The following is a 25686-nucleotide window of genomic DNA, read 5'->3' on the forward strand; positions in this document are numbered from 1 at the left end:
GGTGTTGATCGACATTCGCTTGGGACGAATGTCGATCAAGGGGAGTCAATAAATCATTATCGAGGACGTCGCCGTTGACGACGACTCGACTTCGGTTTCCGCGCGAAGTCGGCGATGGCTTCATCCCGAGTTTTCTGCTGGGTACGTCGACTGACCACGGCTCCCAATGCCATCACGCCTGCCGAGGCGGCGATCTCTTTCGAGGTGTCGTTGGATTGATTTCCGATTTTCTGCGTTAGTTTCCGCCCTGTCGAGGTCGGTCGCCAATCCACCCACGAGTCATCCGGTGAACCGATTGTCTCGAATTGAACGGCCGATTCACCATCCGTCGGTTGGTCGGTCGGCATGGAATCATCATTTGCAGCGGCGGCACCGTCTTCCGCACCCTCACCGACAGACGGTTCCTGCGTCTCCTCGTTTTCATCGGCGACTTGTGGGCGTCCGGTGTCTTCTGGGGTCCGTTCCCGTTCTTGAACCACTCGCCCTTGCTTGAGTGTGACATCCCGATAAACGATCTCACTTTCACCTTCAACCACGACAACTTGGTATCGTCCATCCGCTTCGGAGAAGCGTTGCCAAAGTGCTGTTAAGTTGTTGATCTCTTCGGTGGTCAATTGGAATTCCGCTAGGACTTCACCACGCGGCGAGAGCACTCGCAGCAAATACTTCTTCTCTTCTGAACCCGACTGATCCTGCGAATTCCCGGTGAAACTTTGGTTTTGACTCTGTTGAACCGGTGTTGTGTTGTCCAACGCGACGAGATCGTTGGCATCGCCGTCTTCGCTGAACAGAGGCGGCGGAGTCACCGACAAATCGAAGACCACCGTCCCGAACCCGGTTCCCGGGTTGATGAAACTGGGAACAACCGTGTTGACGCTGACGCTGCGTGGAGCGAATTGCACACTTCCGTTCGTCGCGAACTCATTGAACAGATCACCGCGGACCAACGCCGCCAGCGTTTCGTTGAATGTCGGCAGAGCATCTGGTCCGCCTTCTGCGGTCGCATCAACTCCAGCGGCCAAATTGTTCGACGTCGGATCGAGCGGCCCAGAAACGTTTCCGACGAAATTGATGTTCGGATCATTGAGGGCCACCAACAACACTCGAATGGGCGCTGACGGATTGTTCGGATCAGGAGCGGTTGTGTAGGTATGCGTTGCAACTTGCTCACCCGCATTCACCTGGGTCGTTGGACCGACCTCACGGGCTCGAACGATCTCGTCGTTGATGCCGTCTGCAGGCCGCTCAAAAATCTGGTTGAGTTGACTGCCACCAATCCCCTCAATACTGATCGTGCCATCACCCCAGTCGATGATGTAGGTGAAGTTGAGTTCGTCGCCCGTTCCAATGTTGAATGTGACCGAGACTTCACCCAACGAGCTGACGTCTGAAACACGAATGTCGGAAATGTTCGGTTCGATTTCACGGACACGTCCCGCGACCGCACCGCTGCCAGCTTCTTGGAAGCGAACAACTGTCGCGTTTCGAATTTCCGAGGTTCCGCCCGCCGTTCCATTGACTTGGCCATCTCCAACAACCGTGATGTTGCCAGAGACAAGGATGTTGCCACCCGCTCCAATGATAATGTTGCCGCCCGTTAAGGCATTCATGGGGCCGGTATTGTCAAAGTTGACGGCGGCTTCAAATCGCATGTTCCCGAGGGAGTCGAACGCGGCGGCCACCAGAATGTTGGAAACGTGAGAAACCGAATTAATGTTTCCGCGTGCGAACACGTTGCCACTGAATGAAGAGGCGGCGTTCGACTCCAATGTGATATTGTCAGCAGTTAGTTGACCACTCGCGGTGGTGACTAACGTGCTCGTTACCGCGTCGATTTGGAGATTTCCACCGGCGTTCATGGTCCCGTTGACGAGAACCGAAGTTTGCGCGGTTACTGCGATGTTGTTGGCCGCTTGGAAGGCTGCATTGGTTGTGGTGGAGGTCGCGGATGTCGACGTGATGGAGCCACTTCGTGAGCTCACGCTGGCATTGAATTCGGAGCTACTGGTTTCAGAATTCAATCCCACATTGTTGCCGGCAACAATCGAGCCGTCGCCATTCGTTTGCAACGCTCCACCGGCATCAACCGTGGCAGTTCCAATGGCCACGTCCACGAGGGCGTTAATCGTGATATCGCCCGTCGTACCCGGTAGACGGATTAACGATACATTTCCAGCACCTGTATTGGACACGGTTTCGCTGACAACGAGACCAACCACTTCGACCGTGATATCACCGTCGTTGATTCCCGAATTACCGTTACCGACCGTAAGTCCGACATTCCGCCCCTGGGCATCGGTTAAGTTGCTGTCCGGTACGTCACCGATCGTCAATGTTGAGGCAAAGCTATCAAGACTGATTCCGCCGGTTGCGGTCAACGCTTCTAAGTTTGGTACATTGACGTCGATGTCAGCTTCGTTTCCAGCGACGACAGTTCGCGATCCTGCCCGGGCCATCGTGCCGTCGCCAATTCCGATTCCACTGCCCGCGATCATCGTGATCGGACCGCCTAAGACATTGACACGGCTTGGGCCACTCACGGCACCATCGCCGGCACGATTATCGGTGATTTGGCCAAGACCATCGGGAGTAACCGCCGCCGACCGTATCGTGGACAGATCAGGGTTGCCGTCAAAAGTCATCCGGGCCGCATTTGTGGAAGCGAATCCATGATCAGCAAGGAAATAGCCGACACCGTTTGTTGTGTTGCCATCACTATTCATGTTGATGACACCCAAGTGAATATCGTCGGCTGCCGTGATCGTAACGGTCCCGTTCGCGGTGCGGATTTGTCCGCCATTGTCGGGGACCGCATTTGTGGATTCGGCGTTCTCGAGTCGGACGTCTGTGTTGACCCCGACCACGTTGATTCGACCGTTTTCGGATTGCAGTATCGTTCCAGGACCGTCGATGAGGACGTTGTCATCGTTTGTGGCCGCGGCACCAGCGCCGTCGTCTTCACCGATGATCGTCACCTTGCCCATGCTGCCGACGGAAACGAGGGCGGAATTACTCAACTCGACACCAGCATTCCCATTCGCGACGCTATGACCGACGCTGTTCGCATTGCTACTCCCTTGGATGAGCAAGTCGCTTGTAAGTGTCGAAACTTCCGTGTTGTTGCCGGTCACAATAACGCCTTCGGCGTCCGACCCGCCGGTGCCAAGACCGGTTATTGTGACCGAACCGGAACCCAATGACCGAAGTCTTGCGGCATTTTCGATCCGTACACCTTCGTTGTCCAAGCCCCCGAGTCCATTCGAACTTGCATCGCCGGTGATTTGGACGTTCCCGTTCTGGGAGACGATGTCACCGTCGTCCATTCGAACACCACGGTTGCGGTCGTTCCCCGCCCCGCCAGTTCCGGTAATCGTGATGTTGCCGTTCTGCGTGGCATCGCCGATTTGTGCGTTGGAATCAATCGCTACACCGTCGTTGTCGGTACTACCAGCGGTGCCGTTGGAACCACCGTTCCCGGTCACGGCCAGCGATCCACTGCCCGTCGCTACCAGAGTCCCGCTGCCTTGGAATCGTACACCTCGGTTGTCGCGTTGGCCGTTCCCTGCGGTCCCGTTAATTGTGAGGTCTCCACTGTTCGACCGAATTTGCACATTCCCGATTGCCGCCATCGCTGTGCTGGCAAGTGTGCCACCGACGTCAACACCCTCGTTGCGATCGCCGCTTCCGAAGCTGACACCATCAATGGCGAGATTACCGGAATTGGTTTGCACCGCTGTGCCTGCTCCGGTGATCAAAATCCCTTCATTGTCATTGACGCCTCGACGATTGAGCGTTCCAGCGGTTCCGTTGATAGCAAACGCAGCTGTGGTCGTCCCCATCAATTGGGCACCGTTTGAGATTTCAACACCCTCGTTGTTGTCGCCGTTGCCAAACGATCGACCATCGATGGCAACGTTTCCAGCTCCTGTGGAAATGATTGACGCCGATGAGGTGACGCGAACGCCCTCACTTTCGTTCGTTGGTGTGGAGCCGGTCTCTGCTCCGGCGAAACCTTGCACCGTGATCGTGCCGGACGCAAGGGATTCTAGCCGGGCGGAATTGGAGAGGTCCACGCCTTGGTTATTGTCCCCAGTGGCGAACGACCGCCCAATGATCGAAACGTTCCCAGTCGCCTCGGTCACGATCTGTGCAGAGGACGTGATCAGCACGCCTTCGCTCTCGTTGGTAGGCGTCGAACCGGTGGATTGGCCAGCAGTGCCGGTGACAGTTACGTTCGCGGAGCCTTCCGATTGAACGCGAGCGGAACTGGAAATCTCGACACCTTCATTGTTGTCGCCGGTCCCGAAACTCGAGCCGTTCACGTTAATATCGCCATTGACGGAGGAAATGAGGGAGGCGGCTCCGGTCACTCGCACGCCCTGATTGCCATTGTTCGCGGTTGGTCCATTCGCACGTCCGGCAATTCCAACGATGCTAATGGTTCCCGCATCAGCGATGGTTCCATTCGATCGGACAATGGAGTTTGTCATCACGACCCCATCATTGTCGTCACCGGTATCGCCACCTTGACCGTCGAGAACGATATCTCCACCACGAATGTTGGCGGCACCGGTTCGAATTTCGCCGTCAGTCACCGTGATACCCGTGAACGTACCGCCGGTTGGGACAGCCATCGCTGTGCTCTGTTCCGGATCGTTGGCGAGCAAGCGAATTTCACCATTAACCGTCTCAATCAACACCGAGTTCGTGCCGGTGAGTTCAATCGAACGTTCGGCAGAGTAGAAGACGTCACCATCGAGAACCATTTGGTTGGCCACATCGCGGTCATCGGCAATCGAACCAGTCTGCACTAAGCCGTTCATCTGGATGATGTCGCGTCCCGCAAAGACCTCGAAGTGCCCGCCACCATTGGCCACAAGGTTCACGTTGGCTTCGATCCGCACGTCGTCCATGGACGCCGCATTGTTCGACACGTCACGAGTTCGCAGTTGGAGCAGTTCGGTTGCAAACGTGTTGGTTGCGGTGAAGTTGCCCGCGAATGTGATGGTTCCCGTGGTATCCCCGTTGAACGGTTGCGGAAGCGTGTTGATGTCACGCATGGCGGCACCGTCCAGCGTCGCATTCATGCCAACGACGTTCGAGGTCGGACTCGTTTGGCTGACGAGGATTTCTTCCATGCTGTTGCGTACGATCGGAGCGTTTCCGATGCGAACGACCTCGGCTTGAAGCGTGTTGAGTTCGCTTTCAATTAGCTCAAGGGAGTTCGCATCGCTTGCCGTATCAGCGGCACCACCCAAATTGATATTCACCGTGCCCGTGTCGGGAGCGATAAGAATGAAGCGGTCATCACCACCGGCCGTGATCCGTCCTCGCAAACTGGCACGGTCCGCAGAGATGATGATGTTTTGGTTCACAGTCTCTAGGGCGGTGCCCGCTTCCATTGTGAATCGGCCCGACGGATCACCGTTCGGTTGCAACATCGGATCGACTGGCGTGAGGACCGCGTCAATCGTGATTTGCCCATTCTCGGTTCTTACGACAGGGGCAGGATCAAATGCACCTGGGGTGACGGTCACACCCTGGCCTGCCAACGCAATTTGCGAAACGCTGTCGCCAGTTGCGGTCTGGATTTGAACATCTGCGGAAATCGTCAGTTGATCGGGTTCGGTTCCGATTTGATCGTCGAAGGCCACCAAGGTGATCGCTCCCCCGTTTTGATTGATGACCGGTCGCAGAACCGTCATCGCACCTTGGTTGGAGAGAATGATCTCGTCGAGAGCATCATCACTGCCGATCATGTCCTGAATGTTGATGCCCGTCACTTGCGATGGCGGAGCCATAGCGGACATCAGGTCGCCGAAGCTGAACGAGAGTTGCCTAACGGTGAGATCAGCTTCGTTGTCGACGTGGAAGTCACCGCTATCGGTGAAACCGGCCAACTCGCTGACGTTCGTGTTGAGATTGACGATTGCGTTCAGAGTGCTTGGCGATTGACCACGATCGCGTGGATTCGTCGGGGCATCGACCCCAATTCCATCACCAGCACCCAACACGAGCGAATCGGCGATGACGTTCGGATCCTCGGATTGCAAATGATCGACAATCCGACCGATGCCGTCTTGTCGCAATCCACCAGGATTCGCATCGGCGAAGATGGCAACATTTCCGTTGTTGCCCGGTGTGCCGGCATCAATACGAGTCACGTACACATCGCGCGGAGCCCGCAAACCGATATTGCCGCCAACCGACTGAACCAGACTCTGTGAAACACCATCCTCAAACATCGTGATGTCGGCATCGGTTGTGCCAACCGCTACCGGGCCATTGTTGGAACCTGAGTCGGACCCGTTTGCGTTATTCAAACCATTGTAGTTCGTTCCCGCAGTGATGAGGATCTCACCGCCGTCGGTGGAAACCGTGACAGCTTGCGATTGCCCCAGAGCAATTGAATCACCTGCGACCAATTGAATCGGACCGCCGGTTGAGGTGACGTTGGCGTTGACGATCAAATCGTCGTCGCCGGTGGTTCCTTCAGCCGCCAGCACAATGGCACCGGCATCGTTGTTCACGACACTGGAAGCAACCGTGAGCATTCCGTTCGCACCACGTGTTGCCCGGATTTCGATGCGATCGTTGGTGGAATTGTCGTTCGCAGAGTCGGTAATCGTGACGCCGCTCAGCGTGGTGATGTCGATGGAATCGGCCGGATTGACACAATTCAATGCGAACGAATCGCCGTTCACCGTGCCAATGGTCAAACCGCTCCCGCCGTTCACATTCTGAAGAATGATGTCTCCCGAGTCGGTGACTGCGGCGAGTTGATTGACCATCAGGTCCAGATCATCGACTTCCGTTCCGATGCCATCACCGGCACGGAGTAAGGTGTTGCTCGCGATGATGTTCGCGTTCCCATCCGCCTGGGCGTCGGTGATGGCACCGATCCCATTGCCTGTCGCGGCGAGCATATCGCCGTCTGCAACGATATAGGCGTCCGCACTGTCGACGTTCACTTGGCTCAATGCGATGTTTCTACGAGCGATCAACACGGCGTCATTGGTTGCGTTTCCATTGGTAACGACTTGCGTACCGGTTGCCATCACGATGTCGGCACCCGCCGCCGGCGAGTCGACGGTTCCGCTATTGGTCAGGTTTCCAACGAACGGCAGCGTGAAGCCGGCAGCGATCGCAATGTCACCATTTGTGCCGGACGAAACCACAGGATTCGACCCCGCCATGGTGTTATTGATGAGCACGTCCTGTTCGCTGATCAATCGAATGTTGCCGTCAGTCGTGCGAACCCGCCCGTCACGATCGACACCGGTCCCGTTCAACACAAGAGCCTCGGTTCCGGCAGCATTCGTACCGAAGGCTGCTAATGTGATGTTTCCACCTTCCATATTGGTCTGGGCGGCGACGTTCTCGACGAGCGCTTCGACAACGAAGTCTCCACCACTCATCGAATCTGCGGTATTGAGACGACCTTCACGGACGTAAAGTTCTTGATCGGGACCGTCCGCTGTAATCGTCAGCCCAACTACGTCGTCGGCATCCGTGACACCTTGCACACCCAGGGCTGAAATCGTGAGCTGGCTTCGGTCGGAGATGAAGATGTCACCGGTTCGTGTCGTCGCAGCAAGATGATCGACGTCAATATCAATGTCGCGAGTTTCGATCGGAGCGTTGCAGTCGTAATTCCCAATGCCGCTGCCCGCCCGCAGCCCCAGGGTTCCCGCGATCACATTGAAGGCATCGCGAGTCACGTTCATCGCATCGTCGTAGGTCTCGTCGGCATCGGCATCGGTGATTTCGCCGGCGACATCAATGACCACCAGTCGTCCACGGTTCTCGATTCCCGCCTGATCCATTCCGCCCTGGCTGTCGGTCCCGTCAAGTGGTTGGCCCAGTGCGAGTTCATCGACGTCGAAAATCTGGATGTTGCCGGTCGTGATATTTTCAGCGTATAGCACATCGGCATCGAGATCGACGTCACCAAGATCCCCGAAGAGACCAAGGTTGGAGCCAATTCCCGATTCTGCGGTGAGTGAGATTGTTGCAGCGGTCACGTTGACATTTTGATTACCGGTGAATGCTCCGAAAGTCGTAATGTCAACACTGTCATTTGCGTTCGCTTCGCCCGGTGAATTATCGACGATTCCACCTTGCGTTGTCAGCGTGATCGAACCTGCGCCGGCACCGGTACTAATGAAACCGATGTCCGGTGTCGTGCCACCGTCATCGATGACCAAATCGAGACTCGCGTCATTGCCGCCAGCGTTCGTATTACCGGTTGTGATCGTGATGTCCGCACCTTGGGCGGTGACACCAACAACATCGCTGACGAAGCAGTCGTCCGCGTCGATGAAGTCGACGATCACTCCATCGCTGTCAGTGTAGTTGATTTGGCCGCCTTCAGTTCGCATCGCAATGATGTCGACATCGTTGCCAGCGTTCGTCAGCAGAATGTCACCACTTGCTACGGTACGAGCACCGAGTCGTGTGGAACGGATGGCTGCCGTCTGCGTGATGTTTCCATTGAACGCGAGCAGTCGAACCGCGTCGGTCGCCGTGATCACTTCATCGACGTTCACCTCGTCAGCACAGATGTTGACAACGGTGGTCGTGACGCCGATGACATCTTGGTTGAAGCAACCCAGGGCCGTGACAGTCCCGGTGCTGACCTCGTCAATGTCGTTGAAGAAGAAATTCGTGGGCACGTTGGCGGCAAGTACGTCGACATCGTTGCCGAGGTTCAAGTTGACATCGCGGTCAGCGATAATCCCCAGATTGACAGCTTCCAGAGTTGCCGTTTGCGTGATTGTCCCGGCAGAGCGAATCCGGAGCGTTCCCTCCATCCCGCCCATGCCTGACGGCGGTGGACCAACCGAGATCGCTTCCGAAATGATTAAACCTTCGAATGTCATCGAATCTTCGCCGACGCAGAGCAGCGCATCGACATCGGTCCGAAGTCCTGACAAACTCATGAAGTTGTCGCGAGTTCCAACCGTTCCAATGGTCAACTCGTCGGTGTCGGAATATTGCAGCGACCCGCCGATAAACATCATGCCACCAAGGTCGCGTTGTGTGACTTCCGCAGCGAAGATATCCACATCGTTGATTGCTGATCCCATCCCTCCGTTGGGATCGAAGAGAACATCACCGCCGGTCAATCGAATTCCCAAACTTCCTGCGATGATCGCGCCCGTTCCCGCCATGCCACCGACTTGCGTCAGGCTGTTCTGCGTTGCATCGTTCGCCATCCCCAAGCCGATCAGACGGACGGTTCCCGGACCTGCGTTCAAGCCGTTCGTGGCGTTGTACAACATTGGGGTGTCAAAAGCGGTGTCGTTCAGCATTGCAACTTCATTGAGGCGGAACCCATCCGCATCGCGGAAGCCGATGTCGCCACCACCGGTCGCAGCCGAGAGATTATCGACGTCGTTAACCGCAGTAAGCAAGTTGATTTCGCCGGTCGTCGATTGCACGCCGAGAGCGTTGGCCGTTATCGCTGCTGTCGCACTTTGAGTGACATCGGTGTTCGCCCCGATACGGACCGTTCCGGACGGATTGTTACCGTTGTCCAAGAAATTGCCACTACCGAGCGTTCGTTCCGAGGTGACACTTGCGTTCAAAGTCACCGCACCACTGAGGGCGTTCAGGGTGATATTGCCGACGTCCAGGTTCGCGATGGTGTCGTTGACGATGAGCGAATCTGCTTGTACGCGGATTTCATCGAGTCCGCTGTTGTCATCGGCGGAATCGGAAATGGTCAGACCAGAGAGGTCGGCCACATCGCCTCCGTTGGTTTCCCCGTAACTCCCGACGGTGAGATCCACGGAGAACATGTTGCCAGTCACAGTGCCGATTGTCAGTGCATCGACATCGTCCAGCCGGATGGAACCACGATCGCTAATCGCTGCGATTGTCGTCACGGCGGTGTCGATCGCGTTTTCGGTACCGCCGGACGTGGATGATCCAATCCCGTCACCCGCACGCAACGATGCAGCGTTGGCGATGATATTCTCGCGGCCGCTCCCTTCACCATCACGGGTGTCAAGAATTGCACCGTTTCCGCTGAAATCGGAATCGGCCACGACATAAACCGTCTGACCAACGGCATTGACGACGCTTAGGGACACGTCGTCCGTCGCTGTGAGAATCGCATCGCCACCACCGGTGACGAGGCTGGTTTCGTTCATCGTTCCGGCCGAAGCCATGGTAATGTCGCCGTCGGCATTTCCCATGCTCAGCGATTGAGCGAAGTTGAAAATGCGACCGGCGTGAACTTCGATGTCATCCCCATTGGAAGCGACGGTTGCTGTGCCTGTGAAATTGACATCCTCATTCGCGATCAAACGGATATGACCGCCGGATGCGGTTGTCGTGGTGATGTCGGCATCGATGTTCAAGTCGCCACCCGCAAGCGGACCACTGATCCCCGCAGCAAGCGTGAGCGTTCCAGTCCCGTTGTTCGTCACCGTGTCGTCAACGTTGAGGTTTCCGTCTTCGGTGCGAATCAGCAAGTCACCGGAACCACCGTCGATTCGGACGGCCTCAGTCAGTCCGCCGAACGGTCCCAGCACTGAGTCCATTACGTCGAGGGTCAGGTTGTCGACATCAGTGATAAACACGTCGCCACTATTCACAAAGGCGGACAGTGTGTTGACGTTGACATCAATATCGTTGCCTTCCGTCGCAGCCATTCCGTAATCGAAGTTCCCAATACCCGTTCCGGCCCGCAGAGCTGCTGCTGCCGCTGTGATGTTCGAAGTCGCATCGACGACGGGATCGACATCGCTGATGGCACCGGTGACGTCTAGGACGACAATTCGATCGGTATTGACGACCGTGTTCAAATCCAGATCATCGACCTCAAAAATCTGGATTGAACCACTGACGGTATTGCTCGCAGTCAGCACTGTGACGTTGATGTCGAGGTCGTCAGGATCGCCGAATTCAGGGATCGTATTGGCGTCGGCACCAGCGGTATTATCGCTCCCGATACCGGTGGCTGCGGTCAGCGTGACCATGTTTCCAATCACGTTTGTGTCGGCGGAATTGATGTTCGCCGTCGCTTCGCCGACGGAACCGTCGATGATTGCACCCACGCCATCGTTAGCGGCCCCACCGATGATTGTGAAATCGGCGTCAGCAGTTAGCGAAACGTTCCCAGTGGCGGCATCGACGTTTGCAACGGTTGCGGTCGTGCTTCCACCATCGTCGATTGTCAGGTCGCCCCCGGTTTGGAGATCGATCGTTCCTCCGTTCGACGTCACCCCAACGACGGCCGACATTGTACATCCGCCGAGCCCTGTGACATCCACGATGAAGCCGTCGGCTTCGTTGAAGGAAATCGATCCGCCATCGGTCGTCGCTGCGAAGGCATCGACGTTGTTCGTCGCACTTGCAAGAGCAATGTTGCCACCTACGCTTCGGGCCGCCAATCGACTCACCTGAATGCCTGCAACCGGCGCGACGGCCTGCGTGACCCCAAGTGAACCACTGATGAGATCGAGCGTTCGATCGCTGCCAGTCGTTAGGTCAATGTTGCCAAGGATCGAGATGCTCCCGGTGCCGCTGGTGAACAATTCGAGTTCAGTCGTGGCAAATGCAGCATCTGCGGTGAAGTTGCCTCCGAAAACAATATTGCCCGTTGTCACGCCACCGAAGGGATTATCGGTTTCCGGTCCCGCGGTGGTGGCTGGCGGGTCGATATGCGGGAACAACCCGTCTGGGCTATCGAAGGGTTGGCCACCAAACAGGTCGCTAGGAGTATTGGAGTTGACGCCGATGACAATTGTTGGCGCGGAGAGCAAATTCAACTCTGCTTCGTCAATTGCCAACCCGATCGCGGCTCCGCTTCCAAGGGTGATTTGACGATTTGTGGTGTCCGGTGCAATGACGATTTTGCCGTTGGTCGTCGAGATCTCGCCTAACCATTCCGCGGTATCCGCAGAGATGTAGACGTTCCCCGACGTCGTTGAAACATTGGCTGCCGCTGCAGTCGTCAGTGTGTTTATGCCCGCATCGATCGCGATGTCGCCCGTTTCAGTGGTGACGCTACCAGCCGAAAGACTGATACCTTCGCCATCCAAGAAGATCCGACCAGTACCGCCGGTTCCCATGTCTGTTCGTGTGATGACATCCCGGTTGATAGTCAGCAGATCAACACCCACGGAACCACGCGCAACGAGCGTGATGTTTCCGTCATCATCATTGAGGATGTCTCCATCCACGGTGAAAGTACCGGAGGTCACCAAGGTAATGTTGTCGTCGGTGCTGTCCTGGTCATCCATTTTCAAGGATGCATCGTCGAGGATTTGCACACCGAGCGTCGTGTCGACAAACGTGGTGTTCGGAGACGCTGACAGTGTCACACCCTGACTGAGTGCAATCGTCAAGTTACCTTGGTTTTTGACGTGAATATCTCCCGAGTCCGTTTCCGCGACGAGATTGCTAACGGCGGTGTCGATGTCCTCCGTGTCGTCTCCGATGCCAGACCCAGCTTGCAGTTGCAGGGTTTGCGTGACGATATTTTCGTTGCCTGCCCCCTCGCCGGTCAGGTTATCCGAGATTGTTCCGACGCCGTTGAGATCAAAATCTTGATCGTTCACCGTCATTCGTGAGTCGGCGGACACGGTAACCGTACTACCGGAAACGCGGCTCAGCTGAATGTCGCGAGCGGCAACGAGCCCGACCACGCCGTCAGCCGATTGGATCGACGAGCCATCGGACATGATGATATCACCGGTGTCGGAACCAGCGTTTGCGATTGGCCCGGCGTTGAAGCGATCCGATCCGGCGAATAGATAGATTCGTCCGTCGCTCTCGGTCGAGATAACTCGCCCCGTTCCACCGTTCAGCGAAATTGTATCGCCCGCGAAGAGACGGATGTTGCCGCCGGTTGTGTTATCGACAGTGGCAGCCGATGTTCCCAAAGCTGCAATGTCGCCATTGATGATCAAGTCGGATGCGGCGGACGTGCCTTCCGCTGAAAGTGTGATGTTTCCGGCATCGGCATTAACGACAGTTTGACTATGGACTGACGTGCCGTTTCGCACAACACCGGTATCGTTCACCGTGAGTGAGCCCGTCGCTCGCACGTCGATTGCGAATGCTCCCGTGTTGGCGTCGGCGGCATCGTCCAAAATCGCCACACCGGAAGAACCTGCCACCCCAATGCCGATAAATCCGTTCGCCGCGATGTTCACTGTGGGGACCGATCCGATGATAAGGTCCGTTGTGTTTTGGACATGCACATTGCCGGTGCTCGTGATGGCCGCCAGAGTTCCAACGGTGGTGTCAATATCGGTGTCTGACGGAGCGACTCCAGTCCCAATTCCATCACCGGACCGAAGTTGCAAATTCGCGGCGATGATGTTGGAGGCTTCGCCCGCTTGGTTGTCGGTGATTGCACCGTCACGGTCATTGTTGGTGTCGGCCCGAACCGCCACATTGCCGGTGCCAGCATCGAACAGAGAAACGGCAATATTGTGCTGGGATGCGACGACTACGTCGCCATCGCTTGTGCCGTTCGTTGTAATCGAAGTGCCACTCGCCATCGTAACATCAGCCAGAGCATCACCAGTATTGATGAAGCTGCCCGAGTAATTGAACGCGACTCCGGCGAGGACGATCGCACCACCGCCATTGGTGTCCACCGTCGCTGTGCCGGTCAGATCGACATCGGTTTCGCTATACAACCGCACGTCGCCGCCAGTGCTGGTCACATTGGCGTTGATCGTCAAACCACTGACATTCGCGGCCAAGTCCACTCCTCGACGATCCTCGTCGAAGGCAGCGAGAGTCACATGCCCTTGCCCGGCGTTTGTAATTTCGGCGTCGACCGTGAATTCGTCGGGAGCGTTATCGACCGATCCTTCACGAATCAAAATGTCGTTGTTGATACCGCCGGTGGTGATTGACACACCGATCAGCATTTCAACCACGTTTGAACCGTCCGCGTCGTTTTCTCGCTCCGTCGCGACGCCGGTGGAATTGATCGTGAGTGTCGCAAGATCGGAAACGAATATGTCTCCAGAAACCGTACGAGCCGCGAGATTCGTGACTTCGATATCGATGTCGTTGTCTTCATCCGCGAGAGTCGAGGCGACGAAGTTGCCGATGCCGCTGCCTGCTCGCAAGGAGAGGTTCTCGGCGGTCACGTTAATATCGGTTGCGGTTTCACCGGCCAAGTTGTCGATGATCTCACCGCTTCCACTACCGCCATTTTCAACGAGATTGTCGTAGTCGGCGGTGACAATCGCAGATCGATTCGTGCCTCCAACGACAACCATCGACAGCAAGACATCATCGTTCGCCAGCAGCACGATATCACCATCTGTTGTGGTGATCTGCGTGCCGGAGTTCATGGTGATATCCTCACCTTGATCTCGCGTACCGGCTTGAGCGTCTACCGTGCGGCCCGTGGCAGCGATTCGGATGCTGTCGCCATCGCCGTCGTTGGTTATGCCGGTTGACGTGATATTCGCGGCCAGCGTTGCGGCACCACCTTGGAAGGTGAAATCGGAGTTGACGACGATGTCACTGTTCACGAACAGCCGACCGGAATCCGCAACGGGTCCGCCGGTTGCCGTAATGCTGACATCTCGAAGGTTGCTACCGCCGGTGGCGTTGAATACGCCGAGTTGGATCTCTCCCGCATTGAAGTTTGGCGAACTACCGTTGTCGGTGATGCTGGTGTCAATCGTCAAATCAACGCCGGCAACCGTCGCAGAGATGATTGCATCGACGAGGTTCACTCCCCCAGCTGAGAAATCGTCTTGCGTGCCGTTGTTCGGTTGGTTGGTGTCGATTGTCGTCATCTCCACCAATCGCCAGTTGCCTTCGATTCGGACATCACCGGAATCGGTTGCTCCGTCATCATCGGTGAAGATAACCGTTTCGTCGGGCGTGGCTGAAAGGGGATCGGAGTCAACGATGATGATCCCATCGGTTCCTGAGACTGAGTTGGAATTCAGCGTCAGGTCGTTGACAAAACTTCCATTTGCAACTGTGCTACCGAAGAGCACACGCGGCGTGGTGTTATCCACGTTGCCGAAGGAAATATCTCCGGCCGCTGCGGTGGCCAGGTTACTTCGGGTGTCCACCGTGAAGTCAAAACCGGGGGCGTCTGCGGAAATCGTGGCATGTCCAAAATCGACTTCACCACCTGCGTTATTGCTTTGGGCAGTATCAATTGTCGACGAAGAACTGAGCAGCACAGCGGTCCCGTCAAACGAGAACAGTGAGGCCACCCCGCCACCATCTGCATCCAACGAGACATCGCCGTTAAGAATGAGTGCGCCATCGTCGGTGCGGGCGCCTGCATTGCTGCCGAGGGCAGTGACGATCAAGTTATGCAGGAACTCGGCGACTCCGCCATCATTGTCGAACAGACCAAGGAACACATCCCCCGCGTCGGCAGCGGTGGAACTGACATTGAGCGTCAGATCGTCACCAGCATTTGTTGCGAAGACGGTGGCAGCCGAGAGATCAATATCACCGGCGTCCCCGGCGGCAAGACCATTTGTGGTTAGTACACGCGAGCCGTTCACATCGACCCGGCCTTCCAGCACAATCCCGCCTTCGGCAGCCGAGAGATTTGTGACTCCGACGGCGTCTTGGTCGTTCAATGTGTGATCGGTCGTGATATCCGCATCGAGGTTGATCTGTCCCGTGCCATTGGTACGGGCGATGAATGCTCCGAGGAAGTTGCCACCCAGCATGCCAACTGGACTAAGGATATCAATGATGCCGCCATCGTCCGCACCAGTTCCGCGCACGTCGAGTTCGAGGATTAGATTCGGCGAATCTGCACTGAGCGCAGCCGCCGCTGGGAAGAGAATGTCTCCGGCCTGTGTTCCGTCTTCGGTAAAGTCGGTGTCGAGCTTGGTATCGTTTTGGAACACGATATTCGTTGTGCCCGGCGTACTGAAATCGATGTTCCCGCCATCCGTTTGCAAGGTGGCGAGGTTGTTCAGTGTCGCTATGACATTGGAACCGGTCGGATTGATCGTGACGTTCGCTTCCGGGGCATTTAGGTTGACCGTGGCCGCATTAGTGACGATGTCTCCAGTGTTGCCGATGACGGCTACGTGCGCATTCACGGTGATGGTGTTGCCGACGGCATTGAGGTTAATATTGCCGCCATCGAGGTTCGCAACGGGAGCACCCGCTTCGATGACGATCGGGGCATTGGTGGACGTCAATGTGAAGTTGTCATTCCCGCTGTCGGGATTGGCATCGGTGCCGTCCATCGTCGTTATGGACGCGGCATCTGTGATGGTGACTCCCGAGATATCGAACGAGGAAAAACCCGTCACGCTAAAACCGGTGACTTCACCGATCGTGAACGGATCGGTGGCAGCCGCTCCCGTATGCGTGACATTGATGTCACCATTCTGTGTGAAGGCGGCGAAACGACCGCCGGAACCCAACTGAATGTTCAGGTCATCGGTGTCGGAACCAACACCACTCCCAGCACCGAATCGAATGTTGCCCGCTGTGACATCGATGGTGGCATCGCTGGAAAGGTCGTCGATTGCCCCGTTGTTCGAGTTAAAACCGGCATCAAGAATGACCGTGCCCATTCCCGCATTAATCTCTGAAAGGTCAATATCGCGGCGGGCGTGAATGTAGACGTTCCCATCATCTGACAGAATCGAGTACGCCGTATCGCCAATCAGAGAGCCGTCAGAATCGCCGCTGACGCTGCTATTGAATGACGACGTCCGCCCCGCGTAGACTTCGATCTGTCCACCGTTCGAGTCGACGGTCACGCCATTGGCAAGTTCGACATCGTCGTGAGCGAACAGGCGAATCAACCCGCCGGTGGCGCTGGAGTTCGTGATGTTCGCGTTGACGAGCAAATCGTCGTCCGTGGCATCACCGGCGGAGGAAATCGTGATGTCCCCCGTTCCGGCGTTGGTGACGAGCGAATTGATCGTCAGGTCTTCACCAGAATTCTGAGCATTCCCTGAGAGCGGTCCGCCTTCGCGGATGAAGATGTCGTCGTTCGCGCCACCGGTGCCGATCTCAATCGCGTTCGTCAGTCCACCTGCTGCGGCGAGTGTGAGATTGGAGATGTCTTGAATGGCGATGTCGCCGGTGTCGGTGAATGCGGCAAGGGTGGTGACATCGATATCAATATCGGCTCGATCGATGGCCGCATCACCGATGCCCGTGCTGGTCCGCAGAACGGCGGTCGTGGCGGTGATGTTGGTGTTGTCGTCGGTTCCTGGCTGGAAGTCCGTAATCGCGCCGTCCGCATCAATAACGACATTCGTACCGTTGGAGATGGTGTCAGTCGCACCGCCGTCGCGAAGGGCGACATTGTCGACTTCGAAGATTTGCACATTGCCAGTGCCGGTGTTCACCGCTGTGAGTGAGACGGCATTGATGTCGATGTCCTCATCTTCGCCAAGCACCCCGGTGCCACTTCCGATACCGGAGGCCGCAAAGAGGGAGACGGTCCCCGCGATGATGTTTTCGTTGGTGTTGCCTTCGCCGGTCAAGATATCAGTGATTTCACCGGTGCCGTCCGAGAGGCCGAAGTCGTTGTCGTCGGCGGACACAATCGCGTCGCCTCCGGTTCGCACCCGGCTGAGGTTCACGTGGCGGGTAGCTTCGATTTCGACCAGACCGGTGCCGGTGGCGTCGATCAACACGCCGTCGGTCATGACGACATCGGCGGCTGCGTTGCCAGCTTGGTTCATGCCGTCGTTGAAGTCTTCACCGGCGGATAGATTGATGGCCCCGGTGCCGACGGTCGAGATGGGACCGGTCGTCTGAATGATGTCACCACCGGCAAACAGGCTGATGTTGCCGTTTCCACCGGTCGCCGTGATTTGATTATTGATCTGAATGTCGTCATCGGCGACGGAGAATGCACCAACGGTGCCGTTCACATTCCCTTGTGCCGCAAGCAGAATGTCACCGCCATCGTTGTTGACGATGTCATCATTGACGATCAACGGGCTCGCCGCGATGAGGGTGATATTATCCGCCTCGGAGTTGTCATCGGCGGTGTCGGTGATCGTTACACCAGACAATCCGTTGACAGTATCGATGATGAAACTGCCAAGGTTTCGGACATTGATATCACCGGAGTCAGTGACCGCTGCCAGCATGAAGGTACCACTCGTGCCGACTGCGGTATTGATTTCTTCGGCATCGGTACCGATCCCCGTTGTCGCATCAAGCATCGCGAAACCCGCGACGATGTCGTTGTCGTCGTTGGCGGACCCGTCAACAATGGCTCCCGCAGCGGTAATGAGAACGGTCCCGTCGGTTCCATTGATGCCGCCTCCGCCACCTCCAACACCTGCGGTGGACGAAATAGTGCCGCGAATCGTGACATCGCCGGTGCCGCCGGATTGAATCGTGATCGTTCCCGCATCGCCACCGTCTGTGGCGTCATCTCCGTTACCGGCATTCGCAAAAATATTCGTCACCGAAACGGCACCGTTAGTGCTGTTGATCGTCACGGTTCCACCGTCACCACCGTCGAGTGTTGCTGTAAAAATGGTAGCCGATGATGTTCCGCTCACGTTGATGTCGCCGAGATCGATTGCGCCGCCAGCATCAATAGTCACAATCCCACCGTCGGCCGAAGTATTGGGACCGCCATTGGCCGATATTGTTCCGATCGTGACCGTGTCCGCCGCATCGACATCGACCGTACCTCCCGTTCCCGCTGGTGCGGTAACAGCTGCACTTCGATCGCCGGTTGTAAAGATAGAACCGACCTGGACATTGCCTCCCGTTGTCGTTGCGGAAAGCGTGACATCACCGCCGGGATTTCCAAGACCCTGTACTGGTGCAGCAGCCGCATCAATCGTTCCTGCGATATCAATCCCGTCTGGCAATGCCCCGACACGATCGTTAACGGAACCGTTGTTCGCGGTAATGGTCACGGACCCGGGATCAATACTGGCCGAGATTCGTCGGGTGTCGATCACGGTCCCTACCAAGGTACTCGTAACATCGTCACCGGCGGTAATCACGACGTCACCACCTTGAGTCGAGATATCGTCTTCCAGTTCAACGTCGCTAGCTGCGCCGTTCGCGGTCAGGGTGACCGTTCCGTCCTGAGCGACGATTCCGCCACCGGCCGATGTCAGCGTGATCGTACCGCCCGCCGTCAGCGAAACCGCACCGCTAGATGATTGTGTGATAGCCCCGATGGAAACGCCGTCTGTCTCATCGATCAAGATATCGTTCTGGCCGGAGTTTGTGGCCGAAAGCAAGTCGACATTGATCCGCAGAGCGTTGTCGGGCGACGTATTGCCGTCGGCTTCGTTCACCGCCGGGGTGGCATCGGCATCGGGAGTTGCGTCGCCGATCCCGTCGAACGCGGAAAGCGTGAGATTCGCGGCAACGATCGTGACGTCCGTGCCCGACTGCGTGATCGAACCACGATCGTTGTTCACTCCGTTGTCGCCTTCGGTATCGGCGGTGATGACGACAGCGTGACTGGTGTTGTTCGATGTTTCGATTCTTGGATCGGCGTCTGAAACAAGGATGACATCGTCACCTGCGAGAAACGTGATTGTGGATGCGTCGGCATCGACGAGGCTGACCGTCGCGGTATCTGCAATCGTCAGGTCATCGTTAATGTTCGTCGAACCGGCCGCTTCGAACGTCATGTCCGCGGCGGTCGCGTCACTGACGGCATTTCCAACGGTGACATCGTGCGCGATCGTCAACGGGCTACTCGCCACGATCGAACCGCCAGTACCCGCCGAAGATGCGGTCAGTGTGTTCACGGTGTTAATGCTGAGCGCTCCGTCATTCGTGACGAAGATTCCCCCGCCGGTCGCGAACGCGAGGGTGTCGGTGTCGAGTTCCAGAGTGGTTCCGGGACCGCCGATGCCAACGTTCTGTCCTGATAGCAAAGAGACACTGGCAGCCGTAATGTCCGCTGCGGCGTCATTACCAAATTCCCGAATGTTGCCATTCATTGCGCTGAGGGCATTCAGCGTCACCCGGTCGGTCGCCTGAACGTTCCCGGCCTGGATATTGAAGGTCGTGCTGGCAATCTCGACCACTCCGCCCGTGCCCAATGCCGTGACATTGGCGAGGTCGATTCCGGTACTTTCCAGAATTGCAATGACGCCCGCCGTTGCGGTGACATTCGAGAGTTGTGAGAGCTCGGTCTCGAGTTCTTCCCCCGCGCCAAGCCCACCGATCGACGTCGCTGCGGATAGATTTGCCGAGGCGGAATCCGCGACGAGATCCACATCCGTATCTCCGCCGTCGAGAATCGCCCCGCTTCCGCTTGTGATATTGATTTGATTCAAGCCAGCGAGCGTCGTCTGCACGCTGGCGAGGGTGATGTCTTCGTCGGCATCGATTGTGACGACACCACCAGAGGCAACCACCGCGCCGTCTGTTTGTGTGAAGGCACCGCCTGCGCCGTTCGCGTCTCCGTCCGCGTCCGCAGTGAATGTGAACGCGCCAGTTCCCGCAGTTGCCGTGACGGAACCAGCTGCGCCAAATACGATGTCGTCGTCCGCCAAGACGGAGACGATCCCTTCCGTTGTCACGGCGGCGTCGATCGCGACATCGTCGGCCGCGTTCACATCAACATTGCCTGTCACTGCCAGCGTGCCGGAGGCGAATGTGACGGCGTTTGCGGTGATATCTAGATTGCCACCGATCGTGCCGCCGTTCAACGTGGTCGTGCCGGTGCCGTCGTCCTGAGTGAGATTACCGGCGAGCGTAACTGTGCTGTTGAAACTCACATTCCCGACGACTTGAGACACGCCGTCGTCGTTGACGTCATCAATCGTGAGATTGTTCACCCGTTGGCTGTTATCACCAATGGCTCCGTCGAACGTGATGTTGTTCGCAGTGAGGACGAGGGAATCTTCTCCATCGACAGTACTACGAAGCGTGTCACCGAAGATGATACCATTGCCATCGGAGTCCAGCCGAACTGTCCCTGCGGACCCCGACCCATCAGGGTTGATTTCCACCGCAGTGCCGTAGTTTTGGACGTTCGTGGAATGAATCAGTGTCGTGTTCAGGAACGTCGTGCCAGCACCAATGGTACTGACGGACGCGATCCGATTGGTTTCACCGACATTGGCATTGAACTCAATCGATGTGCCTGCATTCAGGATGAATGCCCCGGCGCCATCGACTTGTCCTTCGACAATTCCATTGAAGATGATGGTGTCGGCTCGGAACGCTTTATTGCCAACCGCAGTGTATTCGTCATCGAATTGCAACGTGCCCGTAACATCGATTGCACGGTCGCTGCTGCTGCCTGACGCGTAGTTCGAGATCGTTGTACCGCCGCCGTTGCTCGTCAGGTTGACGAGTCGAGCTATTGCCGAACCATCGTGCCCAACTTGGCTCGTGAAAGTCGTCGTGCCAGACGCTGTGATGGTGAGATCGCCCTGCCCATCTGTTGCTGCCGTTGGGTCTCCACCGGCGACTCGATCGCTGAACGTCACGTTGGTTCCTGTCAGGACGGTCGTGCCCGTGATGCCAACCAGGTTGCCATAGGTTTGGTCGCCCGTTGTCGAAACATCACCGTCAATCCGTGTGGTGCCGCCAGCGTCGGTGGTCAAACTCGATAGACTCGATGTCGTTCCCACATTGCCGCTCAGGACGACATTGCCAGTGCCGGCCGTGAGCGAAAGCGAACGTGGCGTGCCGTCGGAGTCCACGGTACCGCCGAATGTCACGTTGCCGTTCGATCCGCCGCCGGTCGTGTCGAGGGTCACGTTTTGGCCGAGTGTCGTTTCTTCCGTGTTGAAAACGATATCACCGGTGGAAGTAGCGGAGCCCACAGTGAGATTCGCGTTAAGTTGAATTTCGTCGGCACCCGCGTCGCCGTTGATCGTGAGGGCAGCCGTCAAGTTGTCGAGGTCGGTATCGCCGTTGATCGTGTCCTCGAGGATGATAATGTCGTTGCCGGTCCCCGCATTGATGGTCAGAGTGTTGGTCGGATCGTTGAACGTGACGGATTCACCAAGCGTGGAATCAATCTGTAATTCCCCGGCATTGGTCGTGTCGGTCAGCGTGATCGTCTCGGCTCCCCCGTTGAACGTGAAGACCCGATTGGCGGCGTCCAGGTTGTCGGTAATCGGTTCCAGACCGGTGTAGGAAATGTTTGCTACGGAACCGACAGACGGCGTGATTGCGATCTCCCCATCATTGGCATTCGTGAAGGAGTGTGTCACCGTGTCGATTGCGGTCGCAGTCTCGGTGATGATCAACGAATCGCCAGTCGTTTGGCCTTCGCCGTCAAACACAATCGCTGCGGAACCGGGGAGCACGAAATAGCCGTTTGTCGTGTTACCACCAGCCGTGGCGGTGCCACTCGTGTAGTCGACCGTCAACGTGTCATCATCGTCACCACCTCGGATTGTGAGTAAGTCGACGTCGGAAAGCAGTTGATCGAAGACAACAGTTGTTGTGCCGCCGGTCGTGCGTTCCACGATCAAGCGGTCGTCTGCCGTGTCGGCTGTATTGTCGGTGCCATCGACTCGAAAAACGCGAAAATCATCCGCATTCGCGGTTCCGAAGACAATCGCGGGTGCGGAAAGAACCGTCAACGTCAGGTCATTCCCACTTCCGCCGGCGTAAGAGGCTTGGTAAGTGATGGAGTTGTTGGTGAATGTGTCACCTTCATCGAGTGTGCCGTCCTGTAAGTCCGTGTCCGTGAGCGCGACGCCACCAAAAGTTACGTTGGCGATTGTCCCGGAAATGGGGTCAGCACTGTCGTTGTTGATGAGGACATACACATCGCCCGTTTGAATCGCGGTGGAGCCAAGATCGCTCAACGCCAGTGTGACGTTGTTCCCAATGGTGACGGACCCCGTTACGTCTGCCTGGTCGTAGTCGGTGCCGGGTGTCGGTACGCCTGCGGTATCGTCATCGAGTTCAACTTCAAACGTCGAACCATCGTCGAGATTCAGGTCATTGGTGCTCAATACTCCAGGACTATTCCCCGGGGCGAGCGTTCCGCCGGACTGCACGGTGACCGCCCCGACAGTGCCCGTTCCATCCAACGTCCCACCGGTGACAGTCGTGTCACTAACGATCGAACCATTGACGCGAAGCGTTCCGCTCGTGACGGTCGTCGTGCCGGTGTATGTGTTATTGCCTTGGAGGTTGAACGATGCGGCTGCTCCCGCAGCAACGACCAAGTTGCCACTCCCACTGATGACACCCCCATAGTCGCCGTTGCCGCCGGTCAGTGCGACGGTCAAAGTCCCACTGCCGAGAGTCGTCGAACCGCTACCGCTGAGCAATCCAATCGTTTCGTTCGAGTCATCAAGATCGAACGTACCGCTGCTTCCGACAGACACCGTCGCATTATCCGCAATGGCCGCGTCTCCCTGAACTCGCACGACACCCTCAGAGACAACAGTCGTTCCCGTCGACGTGTTGGTTCCGGAGAGCGTCAACGTGCCGGTGCCAACCTTGATGAATTGGGCAAGCGAATTGGTGCCAGTGATCGTTCCCGCGAATTCCGAGTTGGCGGATCCGCCGGTTGTCAACGCATTGTCTCCATTCAAATCGATCGTCGTGCCGGCAACTCCACTGATGACACCGATGGTCTCGTCTGCCCCCAATCGCAGCGTTGCACCGGATGCCGCGAGGCTGACATCGCTCGTGTCAGCAATCGCCGACCCACCAGACACCGTCAGTGTCCCGTCGGAAACCACGGTTGCCCCGGAGTAGGTATTAGTTTGCGAAAATGCGAGTGTCCCAGCACCGGCTTTGGTCAAATCGCTCGCACCGCTGATGCTGGTCCCAGGTTGCTGCGTCGAGGTTCCTGAGCCAAGGACCAAGTCGAGGCCGTTTTGAGTTGTGACATTCCCGAGTGACAGGGAATTGTTTTCGATCACAAACGCACTGTTCGCCGTAATTCCCAATCCACCGAAATTGTTGTTGGAGTCGGTCAGAAAGAGATCGGTTGTTCCAACGTTGATGGTCAAATTATGTCCGGCGGCGGAGATGGGACCAGAGACGCTCAAGAAACCGTCTGCTACGTTCCCGCCGCTGTCGGCGGTGGTATCGATTTCGATTGTCGTCAAGACATTGATCGTCGATGCGTTCAGAAATACATCACCCGCGGTATCCACCAACGATTCTTCACGGGCGCGGGTTCGGATGTTGCTTGCGAGATTCAGCGTACCTGCGGTGATGTCGAGGTCATGGATTTCACCTCCTGGAAATCCCAGGCTTCCGCTTGTGGAAACCGTGCCAGTGCCTGCATTCAGAGTAAAATCACGACCACTCCCTTGCACACTGTTGACGCTGATGTTTCCGTCGCCGGCGGATGTATCAATGACGACATCGTTTCCACCAACTTGCAGTTGCGTGAACACGGATGCGATCGACACCGAGTTCCCGGCGGACGTACTACTGGTTGTGATACTCCCGCGCAAGTCAAGCGTGTTGCCGCTTGTGCTCAGGGAGAGAACCTCATCCGCACTGCCGACGTTTCCTAGTCGAATGATTCCAGCGTTGATGGAAATGGTTTCATCACTTGTGCCGCGGATCCCGCCACCGATCAAGACGTTTCCAGTCCCAGCATCGATATCGAGATTGGAACCATCCGCAAGTCGGATCGCCGGTTCACCTGCGTCCAAACTAAAATTGGCGACCGCCGTTGTGCCAATGGAGACGTCACTCCCTGCGTTGAAAAGGTACTCCTGTCCCGCAGCCACACGATAGAATTGGCTCCCCGTGCTTTGGTACTCCGTTCCGGTAAATGTGAGACTCGACAGTGAAGTATTTCCGATCGTAATGTTGCCGGAAACCCCGACCGCTGAAGACGTACCGATATCGTCCACACTGACGGCCCCTGTTTGCGTCACGTTATTCAGCGTAAGTGACGACAACGCGGAATTCGTTCCCAAGTCGCCCGCGACCGTTAGTGCTTGATCGCCTGATGATGCAGTGAGCCCGACACCGTCAATCGCCCCGTTGAGCGTAATCGTGCCGCCGGTGGTCACGGAATCCGTCTCCAACGTCACCAGCCCCGATCCGTTCAAAATACCCTCGAACTGAATCGTGTTCGCATCGACATTGAAGGTCGATACGGTCAACGTTTCCAAGGGTGTGAGGGTGACGTTGCCGACACCGTCCAACTCCAAATCGCCGTCCAAATCGCTGAAATCGGCGCTGTTGAATGTCACATCCGGATCAATGCCGGCTCCCACGATGGTGTCGTCAATCAAGATGCTTTCGAGAGTCGGTGTCGCCCCTTGGAACAACGATCGTTCGACCGAAAGTGTGTTCGTACCTTCCCCGCTGATCTCCGTGCCGGCAAAGGCATTGGCCGGATCTTCAGCCCAGAGACCTTCCGAGAGGATGAACTCGAACGTTCCGGCTCCGGTGTTCTCTTGGATCGTGAGATTTTCGTCGGCGGTTTCGGTGAAATCGTTGATCACCAACTCGGTACCAACGACGCCGAAGTCTGCGTTGAGCACGCGACGATCTTCGAGCCGGCTCATGAAGAGCTGGACGTACTCGTCTTCGGGTTGGCGAGTCTTGGCAGGTTTCTGGCCAAGGAGATTTTGAATCCAGTGGGTCAGGCCCATGGTTTGTCCTTCGTTGCGTCAAACAATGTCAGGCGGTGGAAACAGCATTCGCAACCGCGCAGCCAAAAAACGCAACTGTCCGGCAGACAGTTTGCGTCGAATGACAATGAAAAGGTTTCGAATGCGGGCATCGTGGTGGGGAAGGCCCCAACAAGTT

General features: G+C 56.7%; 1 protein-coding gene. It reads right to left on the bottom strand.

The genetic code is table 11. The features are described from left to right. Positions 1-56 precede the first annotated feature (56 nt). Positions 57-25529, bottom strand: coding sequence for an autotransporter-associated beta strand repeat-containing protein (locus tag G6R38_RS11505; RefSeq protein ID WP_166824834.1), 25473 nt, complete (start codon positions 25527-25529; stop codon positions 57-59). Between the last annotated feature and the right edge of the window lie 157 nt (positions 25530-25686).

Origin of the sequence: Thalassoroseus pseudoceratinae (assembly GCF_011634775.1) — a bacterium.
In the GTDB taxonomy this organism is placed as follows: Bacteria; Planctomycetota; Planctomycetia; order Planctomycetales; family Planctomycetaceae; genus Thalassoroseus; species Thalassoroseus pseudoceratinae.

Excerpts from the sequence above, each read along its gene's own strand:
- G6R38_RS11505 (WP_166824834.1), bottom strand. The coding sequence starts at position 25,529 with ATGGGCCTGACCCACTGGATTCAAAATCTCCTTGGCCAGAAACCTGCC.